Origin of the sequence: Orrella sp. JC864 (assembly GCF_037026685.1) — a bacterium.
Lineage (GTDB): Bacteria > Pseudomonadota > Gammaproteobacteria > Burkholderiales > Burkholderiaceae_B > Orrella.
Window position 1 is genome coordinate 43,018 of record NZ_JBANET010000025.1, and the last position, 14,886, is coordinate 57,903.

Annotated in this window: 13 protein-coding genes; 5 read left to right on the plus strand and 8 right to left on the minus strand. The window is 68.8% G+C overall.

Annotation, left to right across the window (positions count from 1 at the left end; all coding sequences use genetic code 11):
* Positions 1–50: 50 nt before the first annotated feature.
* Positions 51–665: a GNAT family N-acetyltransferase gene (locus V8Z80_RS18480; protein ID WP_155197416.1), complete on the plus strand. Its 615-nt coding sequence runs from the start codon at positions 51–53 to the stop codon at positions 663–665.
* Entirely contained in the window at positions 655–1,824 is a 1,170-nt protein-coding gene (locus V8Z80_RS18485; RefSeq protein WP_336063058.1) for a vWA domain-containing protein, read from the plus strand. The genes V8Z80_RS18480 and V8Z80_RS18485 overlap by 11 nt, the downstream gene beginning before the upstream one ends.
* Here V8Z80_RS18485 and V8Z80_RS18490 read toward each other — a convergent pair.
* The gene (locus tag V8Z80_RS18490; protein ID WP_336063059.1) at positions 1,821–4,556 is read right to left on the minus strand and encodes a M16 family metallopeptidase; all 2,736 of its coding nucleotides are present in this window, start codon (positions 4,554–4,556) and stop codon (positions 1,821–1,823) included. The two genes, V8Z80_RS18485 and V8Z80_RS18490, sit on opposite strands and share 4 nt — an antisense overlap.
* Before the next feature lie 282 nt (positions 4,557–4,838).
* Between V8Z80_RS18490 and V8Z80_RS18495 the strand changes: the two genes are divergently transcribed.
* Positions 4,839–5,276, plus strand: a complete 438-nt coding sequence (locus tag V8Z80_RS18495; protein WP_336063060.1) for a hypothetical protein — start codon at positions 4,839–4,841, stop codon at positions 5,274–5,276.
* 63 nt (positions 5,277–5,339) lie between these two features.
* On the opposite strand, the gene dnaJ is transcribed toward V8Z80_RS18495, so the two are convergent.
* The 7 genes from dnaJ to hrcA all read right to left on the minus strand — a co-directional run bounded on the left by dnaJ (position 5,340) and on the right by hrcA (position 12,237).
* Positions 5,340–6,458: a molecular chaperone DnaJ gene (dnaJ, locus tag V8Z80_RS18500; protein ID WP_155196870.1), complete on the minus strand. Its 1,119-nt coding sequence runs from the start codon at positions 6,456–6,458 to the stop codon at positions 5,340–5,342.
* A 149-nt stretch (positions 6,459–6,607) separates the two neighbouring features.
* Complete coding sequence (dnaK, locus tag V8Z80_RS18505) at positions 6,608–8,536, minus strand: molecular chaperone DnaK (protein ID WP_155196871.1); 1,929 nt, start codon at positions 8,534–8,536, stop codon at positions 6,608–6,610.
* Between the two features lie 102 nt (positions 8,537–8,638).
* Positions 8,639–9,019, minus strand: a complete 381-nt coding sequence (locus V8Z80_RS18510) for a thioredoxin family protein (RefSeq protein WP_155196872.1) — start codon at positions 9,017–9,019, stop codon at positions 8,639–8,641.
* Positions 9,020–9,040: 21 nt separating this feature from the next.
* Complete coding sequence (gene grpE, locus V8Z80_RS18515; protein WP_336063061.1) at positions 9,041–9,658, minus strand: nucleotide exchange factor GrpE; 618 nt, start codon at positions 9,656–9,658, stop codon at positions 9,041–9,043.
* 78 nt (positions 9,659–9,736) lie between these two features.
* Positions 9,737–10,000 (minus strand): hypothetical protein, encoded by a 264-nt coding sequence (locus tag V8Z80_RS18520; protein WP_336063062.1) that lies wholly within the window; start codon positions 9,998–10,000, stop codon positions 9,737–9,739.
* 84 nt (positions 10,001–10,084) lie between these two features.
* Positions 10,085–11,182, minus strand: coding sequence for a ferrochelatase (gene hemH, locus V8Z80_RS18525; RefSeq protein ID WP_336063063.1), 1,098 nt, complete (start codon positions 11,180–11,182; stop codon positions 10,085–10,087).
* 38 nt (positions 11,183–11,220) lie between these two features.
* Positions 11,221–12,237: a heat-inducible transcriptional repressor HrcA gene (gene hrcA / locus V8Z80_RS18530; RefSeq protein ID WP_155196876.1), complete on the minus strand. Its 1,017-nt coding sequence runs from the start codon at positions 12,235–12,237 to the stop codon at positions 11,221–11,223.
* An 89-nt stretch (positions 12,238–12,326) separates the two neighbouring features.
* Between hrcA and V8Z80_RS18535 the strand changes: the two genes are divergently transcribed.
* Both V8Z80_RS18535 and recN read left to right on the plus strand, forming a co-directional pair.
* Positions 12,327–13,229, plus strand: coding sequence for an NAD kinase (locus V8Z80_RS18535; protein ID WP_155196877.1), 903 nt, complete (start codon positions 12,327–12,329; stop codon positions 13,227–13,229).
* Positions 13,230–13,235: 6 nt separating this feature from the next.
* On the plus strand, positions 13,236–14,885 hold the full coding sequence (gene recN / locus V8Z80_RS18540; protein ID WP_155196878.1) for a DNA repair protein RecN: 1,650 nt from the start codon (positions 13,236–13,238) through the stop codon (positions 14,883–14,885).
* Position 14,886 lies beyond the last annotated feature (1 nt).

The window sequence follows — 14,886 nt, forward strand, 5'->3', positions numbered from 1 at the left end:
CCGCGCCCCGTCCCGGCTTCCATCCCCATCCCAAAACCGCGACCGCCCTCATGACCGCCACCGGATTCAAGCAAGCCCCCTCCCCCGTCACCCTGGCCGGCCACGGCGTGCGCCTGGTCCCGCTCGAGCCGGCCCACGCGCCGGCCCTGGAAACCGCGGCAGCCGACGGCAAGCTCTGGCAGCTGCGCGTGACCTCGGTGCCCGAGCCCGGCCAGGCCGGCGCCTACATCGAGGCCGCCCTGGCCGGCGCACGCGAGGGCCACATGCTGCCCTTCGCCGTGCTGGAGGAAGGCAGCGGCAGGATCATCGGCAGCACCCGCTATCACGACATCGTGGCCCCGGTGGCCCGCCTGGAGATCGGCTACACCTGGTATGCGGCCAGCTGGCAGCGCAGCCACGTCAACACGGCCTGCAAGCTGCTGCTGCTCACCCACGCCTTCGAATCGCTGGGCGCCGGCGTGGTGGGCTGGCGCACCGACAACTACAACTTCGCCTCGCAGCGCGCCATCGAGCGCCTGGGCGCACGGCGCGACGGCGTGCTGCGCCATCATGCGCTGCGCCGCGACGGCACGGTGCGCGACACGGTGATGTACAGCCTGCTGGCCGGCGAATGGCCCGAGGTCCGGGCGCACCTGGCCCATCAACTCGCGCGCCATGCTGCTTGATTTCTTCTACCACTTGCGGGCCCACCGGCTGCCGGTGTCGGTCAACGAGTACCTGACGCTGCTGCAGGCCCTGCGGCAAGGCGCGATGCGGCCCAGGCTGGACGATTTTTACCACCTGGCGCGCACCGTGCTCATCAAGGACGAAACCCTGTTCGACCGCTACGACCAGGCTTTCGCCAGCTTCTACAAGGGCATCGAGGCGGCGCTGCCGCCGGACAAGGAAATCCCGCTGGACTGGCTGATCCAGCAGTTCGAGCGCAGCCTGACGCCCGAACAGAAGGCCGCCATCGAGAAGCACGGCTGGGACAAGCTGATGGAGCTGTTTCGCGAGCGCCTGGCCGAGCAGCAGGGCCGCCACGCTGGCGGCAGCAAATGGATAGGCACGGGCGGCACCTCGCCCTTCGGGCACGGCGGCTACCATCCCGAGGGCATCCGCGTGGGCGGGCAATCGCGCCAGCGCAGCGCGGTCAAGGTCTGGGAGGCGCGCGAATACCGCGACTACGACGACCAGCAGGAGCTGGGCACGCGCAACTTCAAGGTGGCGCTGCGCCGGCTGCGCCGGTTCGCGCGCCAGGGCGCCGAGCTGGAGCTGGACCTGGACGACACCATCGCAAGCACCGCGCGCAACGCCGGCCACCTGGACCTGCGCATGATCCCCGAGCGGCACAATGCCGTGAAGGTGCTGATGCTGCTGGACGTGGGCGGCAGCATGGACGACCACATCGCCCGGGTCGAGGAACTGTTCTCGGCCGCGCGCAGCGAGTTCCGCAATCTCGAGGTCTATTATTTCCACAACTGCCCTTACGAGAGCATGTGGCAGTCCAACGCGCGGCGCCAGTCCAACCGCATCGATACGGTGGACATCCTGCGCAAGTACAACGCCGACTGGCGCCTGATCATCGTGGGCGACGCCACCATGAGCCCCTACGAAATCCTGCAGCCCGGCGGCTCGGTGGAACACTTCAACCGCGAGCCGGGGGCCGTCTGGATGCAGCGGCTGGTAGAGGCCTGGCCGCATTCGGTATGGCTCAACCCCGAGCCTGCGGCGTCCTGGCAATACCGGCAGTCCATCGGGCTGATGCGCAACCTGATGCAGGACCGCATGTACCCGGTCACCGTGGCCGGACTGGAGCAGGCCATGCGAGTGTTGGGGCGCTAGAAGTCGCCGGCCACGGCGCTGGCGAAGCCTTCGGGATCCAGGTATTTGCGTACCGCCTCGTTGACCCGTTCGGCGGTCAGCGCCTGCAGCTGGCGGTCGATATCGGCCGACCAGGCGAAGGTGCGGCCGCGCTCCAGGTAGCTGAGCCAGGTCGAGGCCAGCACGCTGTCCTGGGCGCGCGCCAGGCGGCGATAGTTCAGCAGGGCGGCCACGCCGTCCTTGACCTCGGCCTCGGTAAAGCCTTCCCGGGCCGCCCGCGCCAGCTCCTCGGACATGGCCGATTCCAGCCGCTTGCGGTTCTCCGGCGCAAAGATCGCGTACACCGTCCAGGTGGCCGAAGGCTCGTAGGCCGAGACCGACAGGTTGCTGCGCACGTTGTAGGACAGGCCCTCCTGCTCGCGCACCCGCGTCCACAGGCGCGAGGTCTCGGAGGTGCCCAGCAGGAAGTTGGCCAGGTATAGCGGCGCGAAATCCGGATCGGTATCGCGCAGGGGCAGCGGCCGGGCGGCGATGTAGAAGGCATTGGCCTTGTCCGGCGTGTCGATGTCGAACTGGCGGGGCTCGACCTCGCGGTAGGGGTTGCTGACCCGGGTATAGGCCGGGGCGCGGCGCCAGCCCGCCAGGCCTTCGGCCAGGGCCTTCTCGGCGGCCTGCGGGTCGAAGTCGCCCACCGCCGAGAAGCGCACGGCCCCGGCGCCGTACATGTTGGCGTGGAAATCGACCAGCGCCTTGCGGGTCAGGGATTCGATTTCCTTGATGTTCTCCTCGAACGTGGGCACGTAGCGGATATCCGCGCGCGGCCAGGGATTGCCGTGGCGCGCCAGCGCGCGCGAGGCCAGGGCGGTGGGCTCGGTCATGGCGCTGCGCACCGAGGTCAGGGCCTGGCGTACGTATTCGTCCACTTCCGATTGCGGGAAGCTGGCATTGCGCACCACGTCCAGCGCCAGCGCGATCAGCTCGGGCAGGTTCTCGCCCGGGGCCGAGATGTTGACCGAGACCGTGGTGCCGCCGCCCGAGAAGGACACGTCGGCGCGCAGCTGGTCGATGCGGTCGCGGATCTGCTGGCGGCTGAGCTTGTCGGTGCCGCGATCGAGCAGGTCCGCCACGGCCGAGGCGACGGCGCGCTGGCCGCCGAGCATGTCGGCATCGCCGAAGTTGATCTCCAGCGCGGCCTGCACCCGGCCGCCGCGGGTGGCCTTGGGCAGCAGCGCCAGCCTGACCTCGCCGTTGGGCAGGTTCAGGGTCTTGCGCTCGGTCCGGCTGTCGATGTTCTGCGGCGTGGGGTCGAAGGCTTCGGCCTGCTTGAAGTCAGGATCGCCCTGGTAGTCGCGAAAGACCTCGCCCAGGTCGGGCGCGCGCAGCAAGGGGGTGCGCACCGGGTTGTCGGTCGGGATGTAGCGGCCCTGCGTGCGGTTGCTTTGCAGCAGGTAGGTTTCGGCGGCCTGCTGCACCTGCTCGAGCGTGGCCCCGCGCACGCGGTCGCGCTGCAGGAAGAACAGCCGCCAGTCGCCCGCGGCGATGGCCTCGGACAGCGCCACGCCGACCTGCTCCGGATCGCTGTAGGCCTGCTCCCAGGCCGAGAGCCACTGGCTGCGCGCGCGATCGAGCTCTTCCTGGGTAAAGGGGTTCTTGCCGACGGATTCCAGCGTATCGGTCAGGGTGGCCAGCGCCTTGTCCTGGGGCATGCCCGGCTGCAGCTGCGCGCCGAACATGACCAGGCCCGGGTCGTGCTGGTCCATGGTGAAGCCGAAGGTGGCCGCGGCCAGCCGGTTGGGCACCATTTCGCGGTACAGGCGGCCGGAGGGGGTATCGGCCAGGATCTGCGCGGCCAGCTCCACGGCGGCGAAATCGGGGCTGGCCGCCGCCGGGATGTGATACATGGCCGCCACCAGGGGCGTGCCGCCCGTGCGGCGCAGGGTGACGGCCCGTTCGCCGTCCTGCACCGGCTCGACCGTATACAGCGGCGGCAGTTCGCGCTCGGGGCGCGGCAGCTTGCCGAAGGCCCGGGCGATGGACTGCAAGGCAGCCTGCGGGTCGAACTGGCCGGCCACGATCAGCACCGCATTGTCGGGCTGGTAGTAGCGATGGTAGAACTCGCGCAGCTGCGCCACGTCGACGTTCTCGACGTCCGAGCGCGCGCCGATGGTGCTCTTGCCGTAGTTGTGCCACTGGTAGGCGGCGGCCTGCATCTTCTGCATCAGGATGCGGAAAGGGTTGTTCTCGCCGCTTTCCATCTCGTTGCGCACCACCGTCATTTCCGAATCCAGGTCCTCGCGCGCGATCAGCGAATTGACCATGGCATCGGCCTGCCAGCCCAGGTACCAGTCCAGGGTTTCGGGATCGGCGGCGAAGCTGGCGAAGTAATTGGTGCGGTCGCTGGAGGTCGAGCCGTTGGCCTGCAGGCCGCGGCGCGAGAATTCGCCCAGCGCGTTGCGCACCGTGGGCGTGCCCTTGAACAGCATGTGCTCGAGCAGGTGCGCCATGCCGGTCTGGCCGTAGCTTTCGTGGCGCGAACCCACGAGATAGGTCATGTTGACGGTGGTGGTGGGCTTGGACTGGTCCGGCGCAAGCAGCACCCGCAGGCCGTTGTGCAGCCGGTATTCGGTGATTCCCTCGACCACCGCGACCTGCTCCAGCCCCTTGGGCAGGCTCGCCCACGCCGTCTGAAAAGCCAGGAAACCAGCGGCCAGCCCGGCCAGAAGGCGCCGCGCGCCCCACAACACGATAGACATCGGCACATCCTCTGAATGCGAACCAGCGTTCGAGTGTAGTCGGCGGATTTGGTTCATGCCAGCGCGCCGGGCAGCCAACGCTTTGTCTTGAAGCTGTGAAAAAACGCTTCGTATGGCACCGGTTGGCAAGCCGGGGCGGGCCGGTCCCCTTGCCCGGGTAAGACCTGCTCACACGGCCGTTTTTCCTGCCTCCATACTGGAACAACGGTCAACGCGCAGGCGATGCATGGCCAACCGGCCCGCCCCTGCCCGCATCCAAAACAACCGTATCGGAGGTCTCTCATGAAGAAGCTCACCCCCATCGTGATCGTGTCCTCGGCGCTGCTGGGCGCCGCATCCGTCCATGCCGCCGGTCTGGACCGCCCGGCCGGCGGCGGGCAGCTGCTGGCGCAGGCCGGCACGACCACCGTGCCCGACACCGCCTCGCCGGTCACGCCCGGCACCGGGCCGCAGGAAGGCACGCAGTCGCGCGGCAACCTGGACTACCAGCCCGGGGGCACCGGCTCGCCCAACATGAATACGCGGGAAGAAGTAACGCAGGACCGCGACGCGGCCCGCGCCACCGGGGACATGCAGCAAAAAGGCGAGCTGACGCAGCTGAACCAGCGCGAGCAGACCACTTCGCAAACCCGCGAAGAGGTCTCGGCCGAGCGCGATGCCGCCCAGGCCACCGGCCAGACTTCGCGCGGCAACCTGGATTATCCGAAAAAGACCAACTAAAGGCCGCCGCCGCGGCCGGTCCAGGCGCAAAGCCTGCTCCCTGGGAGCAGGCTTTCTTGCTTGCTAGCTGAAGAATTCCTTGACGCGGTCGGTCCAGGACTTGCTTTGCGGCGAGTGGCGGTCGCCGCCATCGTTGAGCGAAGCCTCGAACTGGCGCAGCAGCGCCTTCTGGTCCTCGTTCAGGCGCACCGGCGTCTCGACCACCAAGTGGCAGTACAAGTCGCCCGGATAGCTGGCGCGCACGCCGCGGATGCCCTTGCCGCGCAGGCGGAAGGTCTTGCCTGACTGCGTGCCCTCGGGAATGGCGATCTCGGCCTTGCCGGTGAGCGTGGGCACCTGCACCTCGCCGCCCAGGGCGGCGGTGGTGAAGGGAATGGTCAGCTCGCAGTGCAGATCGTCGCCGTCGCGCTGGAAGATCTTGTGCGGCTTGATGTGGATTTCCACATACAGGTCGCCCGGCGGCCCGCCGTTCAGCCCGGGCTCGCCGTTGCCGCTGGAGCGGATGCGCATGCCGTCGTCGATGCCCGCCGGGATCTTCACCTGCAGGGTCTTGTTGCGGCGGATGCGGCCCACGCCTTCGCAGGCCGGGCAGGGTTCGGTGATCTCCTTGCCCGAGCCGTGGCAGGTCGGGCAGGTCTGCTGCACGCTGAAAAAGCCCTGCTGCATGCGCACGGCGCCCGCGCCGCCGCAGGTGCGGCAGGTCTTGGGCTGCGTGCCGGGCTTGGCGCCCGAACCGTGGCAGGTATCGCAGTTTTCCCAGCTGGGCACGCGGATCTCGGTATCGAAACCGTTGGCGGCCTGCTCCAGGGTGATGTCCAGCGCATACTTGAGATCGGCGCCGCGATAGACCTGCGGCCCGCCGCCGGGGCGCCGGCCGCCGCCGAAGATCTCGCCGAAGATGTCGCCGAAGGCGTCGGCAAAACCGCCATGCATGCCCGCGCCCGCCGCCGCGTTGGGGTCGACGCCGGCGTGCCCGTACCGGTCGTAGGCGCTGCGCTTGTCGGCCTCGGAAAGCATCTCGTAGGCCTCCTTGGCCTCCTTGAACTTTTCCTCGGCTTCCTTGCTGTCCGGATTGCGGTCCGGATGGTATTTCATCGCCAACCGTCGGTAGGCTTTCCTGATCTCGTCATCCGAGGCGTTCTTGGCGACGCCCAGAACTTCGTAGTAATCGCGTTTTGCCATGATTGCTCAGTTCGCGCCCTGAAGGCGGTTCGTATTCCTGGAGCGAAGACGCCCGGCCGCCGGCAAAGCGCCGGCGCCGAGCGTAGCTTGCGCACCGCACCCGCCCCCTTGGACGCGCGCGGCGCTTGGTTGCCGCCGGGCCGCCCGGCTTACTGGTCGCGCTTGACTTCCTTGAAGTCGGCATCGACCACGTTGTCGTCCGCAGGCTTGGCGCCATCGGCCGCGGCCTGGGCCTGCGCCGCCTGCTGCGCCTGGGCGTCGGCGTACATCTTCTCGCCCAGCTTCTGCGCGGCCGTGGCCAGGGCCTCGACCTTGGCGTCGATCTGGGCCTTGTCGGGCGAACCCTTCAAGGTTTCCTCGACATCCTTGATGGCGGCCTCGATGGCCTCCTTGTCGGCCGCATCGAGCTTGTCGCCATACTCGCCCAGCGACTTGCGGGTGCTGTGCACCAGCGCATCGGCCTGGTTGCGCGCCTGCGCCAGCTCGGCCACGCGGTGATCCTCGGCCGCATTGGCCTCGGCGTCCTTGACCATGCGCTGGATCTCTTCTTCCGTCAGGCCCGAGTTGGCCTTGATGGTGATCTTGTTTTCCTTGCCGGTGCCCTTGTCCTTGGCCGAGACGTGCAGGATGCCGTTCGAATCGATGTCGAAGGTGACCTCGATCTGCGGCGTGCCGCGCGGCGCGGGCGGGATGCCTTCCAGGTTGAACTCGCCCAGGCTCTTGTTGCCCGCGGCGATCTCGCGCTCGCCCTGGAACACCTTGATGGTCACGGCCGGCTGGTTGTCGTCGGCGGTCGAGAACACCTGCGAGAAACGCGTGGGGATGGTGGTGTTCTTCTGGATCATCTTGGTCATGACCCCGCCCAGGGTCTCGATGCCCAGCGACAGCGGGGTCACGTCCAGCAGCAGCACGTCCTTGCGGTCGCCCGAGAGCACCGAACCCTGGATGGCGGCGCCGGCGGCCACCGCCTCGTCGGGGTTGACGTCCTTGCGCGGCTCCTTGCCGAAGAACTCCTTGACCTTTTCCTGCACCTTGGGCATGCGGGTCATGCCGCCGACCAGGATCACGTCGTCGATGTCCGAGACCTTCACGCCGGCGTCCTTGATGGCCACGCGGCACGGCTCGATGGTGCGCTCGATCAGCTCCTCGACCAGGGCTTCGAGCTTGGCGCGCGTCAGCTTCAGGTTCAGGTGCTTGGGACCGGAGGCGTCGGCGGTGATGTAGGGCAGGTTGATCTCGGTCTGCTGGCTGGAGGACAGCTCGATCTTGGCCTTCTCGGCGGCTTCCTTCAGGCGCTGCAGCGCCAGGACGTCCTTGGACAGGTCCACGCCCTGCTCTTTCTTGAACTCGGCGATGATGTAGTCGATCAGGCGCTGGTCGAAGTCCTCGCCGCCCAGGAAGGTGTCGCCGTTGGTGGACAGCACCTCGAACTGCTTCTCGCCGTCGACGTCGGCGATCTCGATGATCGACACGTCGAAGGTGCCGCCGCCCAGGTCATAGACGGCGATCTTGCGATCGCCCTTCTCGGTCTTGTCCAGGCCGAAGGCCAGCGCGGCCGCGGTCGGCTCGTTGATGATGCGCTTGACCTCCAGGCCGGCGATGCGGCCGGCGTCCTTGGTGGCCTGGCGCTGGCTGTCGTTGAAATAGGCCGGCACGGTGATGACGGCCTCGGTGACTTCCTCGCCCAGGTAGTCCTCGGCGGTCTTTTTCATCTTGCGCAGCACGTCGGCCGACACCTGGGGCGGCGCCAGCTTCTTGCCCTGGGCCTCGACCCAGGCGTCGCCGTTGTCGGCCTTGACGATCTTGTAGGGCATCAGGTCGATGTCCTTCTGGACCGCCTTTTCGTCGAATTTGCGGCCGATCAGGCGCTTGACCGCGTACAGGGTGTTCTTGGGGTTGGTGACGGCCTGGCGCTTGGCCGGCGCGCCCACCAGGATTTCGCCATCTTCGAGGTAGGCGACGATGGAGGGCGTGGTGCGGGCGCCTTCGGCGTTTTCGATGATCTTGACCTGACCGCCTTCGAGCACGGCCACGCAGCTGTTGGTGGTGCCCAGGTCGATACCGATGATTTTGCTCATGATGGCTTACCTAAGAAATTTAATCAGGAAATACGTGAATTCGGTCAAATTTCGGCCTTCAAGCCGGGGTTGCTAGCTATATTGGGGACGCCGCCATGGTTTTCAAGCCTCGGCCTGCAACTTGGCCACCGCCGCCTGGAACTGCGGCAGGCCGGGCCAGCCGGTGATCCGCCCCAGGCGCTTGCCGCGCCGGTAGAACACGAAGGTGGGCACCCCGTGCAGCGCAAAGCGCCGCCCCAGCGCCACGTCCTGGTAGACGTCGGCCTGGAACCACTTGAGATCGAGCTGGCGCAGCGCCTGCTGGTGCAGCAGGGCGGCCTGCTTGAACAGATTGCAGTTGTAGCAGTCCTTGCCCCACAGGAACACGCAATGCAGGGTGTCCCCGCCGCCTTCGACCACCGCGGCGTCGAAGCCTTCGCTATCGACGGGCTGCATGGCCAGGGCCTCGAAGACCTGGGTGGGATCGAAGGATAGGGCGGACATGGCGGGCTCCGGTCCAATGCCTTATTGGGCGCCGGCCGAGACGGTCACCAGCGCCGGGCGCAGCACGCGGTCGGCGATCAGGTAGCCCTTCTGCAGGCAGGTGACCACGGTGTTGGCGGGCTGTTCGGCCGGCACCGAGGAAATGGCCTGGTGCAGGTGCGGATCGAACTTCTCCCCGGCGGCGGGAGCGACTTCCTTCAGGTGGTTGCGCTCGAAGGCCGACACCAGCTGCTTGAGGGTGGCCTCGACCCCGGCACGCAGGTCCTCGGCGCTCTGGCCGGTCTGGGCCAGGGCGGCCTCCAGGCTGTCGCGCACCGGCACCAGGCTCTCGGCGAACGACTCGATCCCGAACTTGCGGGCCTTGGCTGCTTCGTCCTGCGCGCGGCGCCGCACGTTTTCCATCTCGGCGTGCGCGCGCAGCAGCTTGTCCTGCAGTTCCTGGACTTGCCCCTGGGCGGCGGCCAGGGCGGCTTGCAGCCCGGCGGCGTCGGCGCCCTGGGCCGGCTCGCCCTGGGCTTGCGGGTCTTGCCCGGCCGGCTCTTGCGCGGCCGGGGCCTGGATATCGGGCTGCCCGGGGGCAGCAGCGGGGCTGGCGGTCTCGTCGGGCCTGGGGTTGTCGGGCTCGTTCGTAGCCGTCATGGGGCATCCTCCGGGGATAAAAGTTGCGATTTCCCCGTACATGGGGATCGCGGCCCGGATTTCAAGGCCCCACGGCGGTCAGGGCTTTCGGGGGGTGGTCGGGGGCGGGTCGCTGGCCGGGAAGGTGTCCTTCAAGGCCTTGTCCACCTTGTCGCGCTCGGCCTGGGCGGCGTGGTCGGGATCGTGGGTCACGGCCACCGGGTCGCTGGCCGGGAAGGTATCCTCCAGCGCCTCGTCCAGCTCGCGCTCGACCGCGTCCTCCTTGGGCTTGCCGTGGCCGGGTTCGGAGGAAGTGCCGATCTTGGACGTATGGGAGGGCCTGCGGTTCTCGGGGGTGCTCATCAATGGACTCCTGGCTGCCGCACGGGCGGCAAGCAAGCTTGCACGGCGGGCGGGCGCCTGCGCCCGGCCCGGATGCCATCGAGTTTATCCCCGGCCAGCCGGCGCGCCGGCCCAGCCCTGTAACTGAGTTTGAACCAGGTCGGCCAGCGCCCGGATCCAGGCCGGATCGTCGTTGAGCGCCGGAATGTAGCGGAACTGGCGCCCCCCCGCCCGCAGGAAGGCCTCGCGCCCTTCCTGGGCGATTTCCTCCAGCGTCTCGATGCAGTCGGCGGTAAAACCCGGGCACACTACATCCACCTCGGTAACACCTTGCCGGGCCAATTCGGCCAGCATGGGCTCGGTATAGGGTTCGAGCCAGCGGGCCGTGCCGAACCGGCTCTGGAAAGAGACCTCGACCTGCTCGGGCGCCAGCCCCAGGCGCTCGCGCACGGCGCGCGCGGTCTGCAGGCAGTCGCGGTAATAGGGATCGCCCAGCTCGATCGAGTAGCGAGGCAGCCCGTGAAAGCTCATCAGCAGCTTCTGCGGCCGGCCATGCGCGTCCCAATAGGCCTGGATCGAGCCGGCCAGCGCGCCGATGTAGCCCGGATCCACATGGAAACGCTTGAGAAAGCGCAGCTCCGGCTGGTTGCGCAGGCGCGCGGCCTCGCGGCCCACCTGGTCCACCACCGTGGCGGTGGTGCTGGCCGAATATTGCGGATACAGCGGCACGGTCAGGATACGCTCGCAGCCGTCCGCGCGCAGCCGCGCCAGCGCGTCGGCCAGCGAAGGGTTGCCATAGCGCATGCCCGCCTCGACCCGCACCGCCAGGCCGCGCGCGCCCAGCTCGCCCGCCAGCGCCTGGGCCTGGCGGCGGGTATGGACCAGCAGCGGCGAGCCTTCCTGCATCCAGATCTGCGCGTAGCGCGGCGCCAGCTTGGGCGGGCGCATGCGCAGCACCAGCCCGTGCAGGATGGGGAGCCAGAGGTAGCGGGGGATCTCGATGACCCGCGGATCGGACAGGAACTCGGCCAGATAGCGGCGGATGGCCGGCGCCGTGGGGGCGTCCGGGGTGCCCAGGTTGACCAGCAGCACGCCCAGGGGCCCGGCCGCGGCCAGCGGCGGATCGGTGTCGAAGGGATCGTCCTGGGCGGGCTCGGGCAGGAAGCGCTCGGGCCAGATGTATTTGAACGATCTCAGGAACACGGCAATACCTCTAGGGGCGCCCGGAACGGGCGCGGGGTTCAGGAAGGGTTCTGGCTGAGCGCGTTCGAGAGCAGGCGGGAAGTGATGTCCACGATGGGGATGACGCGGTCGTAGGCCATGCGCGTGGGGCCGATGACCCCCAGCGTGCCCACCACCTGGCCGTTCACGCCGTAGGGGGCGGTGATGACGCTCATGTCTTCCATGGGCACCAGCTGCGAGTCGCCGCCGATGTAGATCTGCACGCCCTGGGCGCGGCTGGAGGCGTCCAGCAGCTGCAGCAGTTCGGTTTTCTGCTCGAAGATGGAGAACATCTTGCGCAGGCGGTCCATGTCCGAGGACAGGTCCGAGACGTCCAGCAGCTTGCGCTCGCCGGAGATGACCACCGATTCGTTCTCGTCGACCGGCTCGGTGCCGGTCTCGACGGCGGCCAGCATCAGCCGGGAGATATCCTCGCGCAGCTGGGCCAGCTCGGTGGCCAGGGCCGCGCGCACCGCCTCGAAGGACTTGCCGGCGAAATGCTGGTTGAAGAAATTGCTGGCCTCGAGCAGCTCTTGTTCGCGGTAGTCGCGCGGCACCATCAGGATGCGGTTCTGCACGTCGCCGTCGGGCGTGACGATGATCAGCAGCACCCGGCGCTCGGACAGGCGGATGAACTCGATCTGGCGAAATACCTGGGCGCGCTTGGGCGCCAGCACCACCCCGGCGAAACGGGTCAGGTTCGAGAGCAGCTGGGCCGCCGCGTTGACCGCGCGGGCCGGGTCGGCCGAGGGCAGCAGCCCGTTCATGCCGGGCGGATGGGGATGGGCCAGCTCGATGGGCCGGGCCGCCAGCAGCGTGTCGACGAATACCCGGTAGCCGCGCGGGGTGGGCACGCGCCCGGCCGAGGTGTGGGGGCTCTGGATCAGGCCGAGCTCCTCGAGGTCGGCCATGACGTTGCGGATCGAGGCCGGCGACAGGTCGAACACCTTGGACAACGTGCGCGAGCCGACCGGTTGCCCGTCGGCGATGTAGCGTTCGATAAGAGCCTTGAGCAGCGCGCGCGCACGATCGTCCATGACAGCTATTTTATGGGTCGTTTGTGTCCAGCGCCACAAGCCATGCGCCCCCTATAATCAGCGCAACCCCTTTCGCTACGCACCGACCCATGCATTTTCCCACCGTCGCGCTGATCGGCCGCTACCAGGACACCGGGCTGGACACCCTGCTGACCGCCCTGGCCGGTGCGCTGGCTCAGGCCGGGCGCACCGTGCTCATCGAGGCCGACACCGCCCGCAACACGGGCGTCACCGGCTTTGACGCCGCCACCTACGAGCAGATCGGCCAGCGCGCCGACCTGGCGGTGGTCGTGGGCGGCGACGGGACCATGCTGGGCGCGGCGCGCCAGCTGGCCCCGCTGGGGGTGCCGGTGGTGGGCATCAACCACGGCCGGCTGGGCTTCATCACCGACATCCCGCTGGAAGATGCCCAGGACGCGCTGGCCGGCCTGCTGCAAGGCAGCTTCGAGGCCGAGGACCGCATGCTGCTCACCGGCTGCGTGGTGCGCGGCGACGAAGTCATGTTCCGCGCCTCGGCGCTGAACGACGTGGTGCTGAACCGGGCCGGGCGCGGCGGCATGATCGAGGTGCGGCTGGACGTGGACGGCACCTATATGTATACGCAGCGCGCCGACGGCCTGATCGTCTCCACCCCCACTGGATCGACGGCCTACTCCCTCTCGGCCAACGGCCCCATCCTGCACCCCGGCCTGAACGCCATGCTGCTGGTTCCGGTGGCGCCGCAGACCCTGTCGCACCGCCCCATCGTGCTGCCGGACAATGCCGTGCTGCAGCTCACGCTCACGGCCATGGGCCGGGTCGACCACGGCGCCAGCGTGCATTTCGACATGCAGACCTGGTCCGACCTGCAGCCGGGCGACCGCATCGAGGTGCGCCGGGCGCCGCACACCATCCGCTTCCTGCATCCGACCGGCTACAGCTTCTTTTCCACCCTGCGGCGCAAGCTCTACTGGAACCGCATGCCGCAGCAATCGGGCGACGGAGCCGAATAAGACACCATGCTGCGCGCGCTGCACATCCGCGACTTCGTCATCGTCGAACACGCCGAGATCGCCTTCGGCCCGGGCTTTACGGTCTTCTCGGGCGAGACGGGGGCGGGCAAGTCCATACTCATCGATGCCCTGGCGCTCACGCTGGGCGGGCGGGCCGACGCCGGCATGCTGCGCGAAGGGGCGGCGCGCGCCGACATCAGCGCCGTATTCCAGGCCAGCGCCGCCCAGCAGGCCTGGCTGGCCGAGCACGACATCGACGCCGGCGACGAGCTGGTGCTGCGCCGCGTGGTCGACGCCCAGGGCCGCAGCCGCGGCTACATCAACGGGGTGCCCGCCACGGTGGCGCAGCTGCGCCAGCTGGGCGACCAACTGGTCGACATACACGGCCAGCACGCTCACCAGAGCCTGCTGCGCGCCGACGCCCAGCGCGACCTGCTCGATGCGCACGGCGGGCACAACGAGCTGCGGCAGGCCGTGGCCCAGGCCTGGAAGGCCTGGCGCGGCGCAGCCGCGCGCCTGGAAACCGCCGAGCGCGAGGCCGGCACCCTGGCCACCGAGCGCGACCGCGTGCAATGGCAGGCCGACGAACTGGACAAGCTCGATCTCAAGCCCGGCGAATGGGACGCCCTGCAAGGCGAGCACGACCGCCTGGCCCACGCCCACTCGCTGCTCGAAGGCGCCCAGCAGACGCTGGCCGCGCTGGACGATGCCGACGATGCGGTGCAGCCGCGCCTGACCGCAGCCACCCAGCGCATCGCGCAGCTGCTGCGCCACGACGCCTCGCTGCGCACCGTGCACGAAGAACTCGATTCGGCCCGCATCGCCGTGGCCGAGGCCGTCTCCGACCTGCAAAGCTACCTGGACAAGCTCGAACTGGACCCGCAGCGGCTGGCGCAGGTCGAGCAGCGCATGGGCGCTGCCTTCGACCTGGCCCGCAAGCTGCGCCGCGAGCCGGCCGAGCTGCCGGCCCTGCGCGAATCCCTGCACGCGCAGTTGCGCGAGATGCAGGCCAGCGGCGACCTGGACGCCCTGCGCCGCCAGGCCGCCCAGGCCGAGGCCGACTACCGCCAGCATGCCGCCCAGCTTTCCTCGGCGCGCCGCAAGGCCGCCAAGGACCTGGGCAAGCGGGTCAGTGCAGCCATGCAGCAGCTGGCCATGCAAGGTGGCAAGTTCGAGGTGCAGCTCAACGAGGCACCGCCCTCGGGCGCGGGGCTGGAAGCGGTGGAATTCGCCGTGGCCGGCCACGCCGGCACCACGCCGCGGGCCCTGGCCAAGGTGGCCTCCGGCGGCGAACTGGCCCGCATCTCGCTGGCCCTGTCGGTCATCGCCAGCCGCGCCGCGCGCGTGCCCACCCTGATCTTCGACGAAGTGGACAGCGGCGTGGGCGGCGCGGTGGCCGAGGTGGTCGGCCGCCTGCTGCGCGAACTGGGCGAGCGCCACCAGGTGCTGTGCGTCACCCACCTGCCCCAGGTGGCGGCCTGCGCCGCCGCCCATTACCAGGTCAGCAAGGTCGAGACCGGCGGCGCCACGCGCTCGCGCATCGCCGAACTGGGCAAGGCCGAGCGGGTGGAGGAAATCGCCCGCATGCTGGGCGGCATCAAGCTGACCGACACCACGCGCAAGCACGCGCGCGAAATGCTGGGACAGCAGCGCTAGG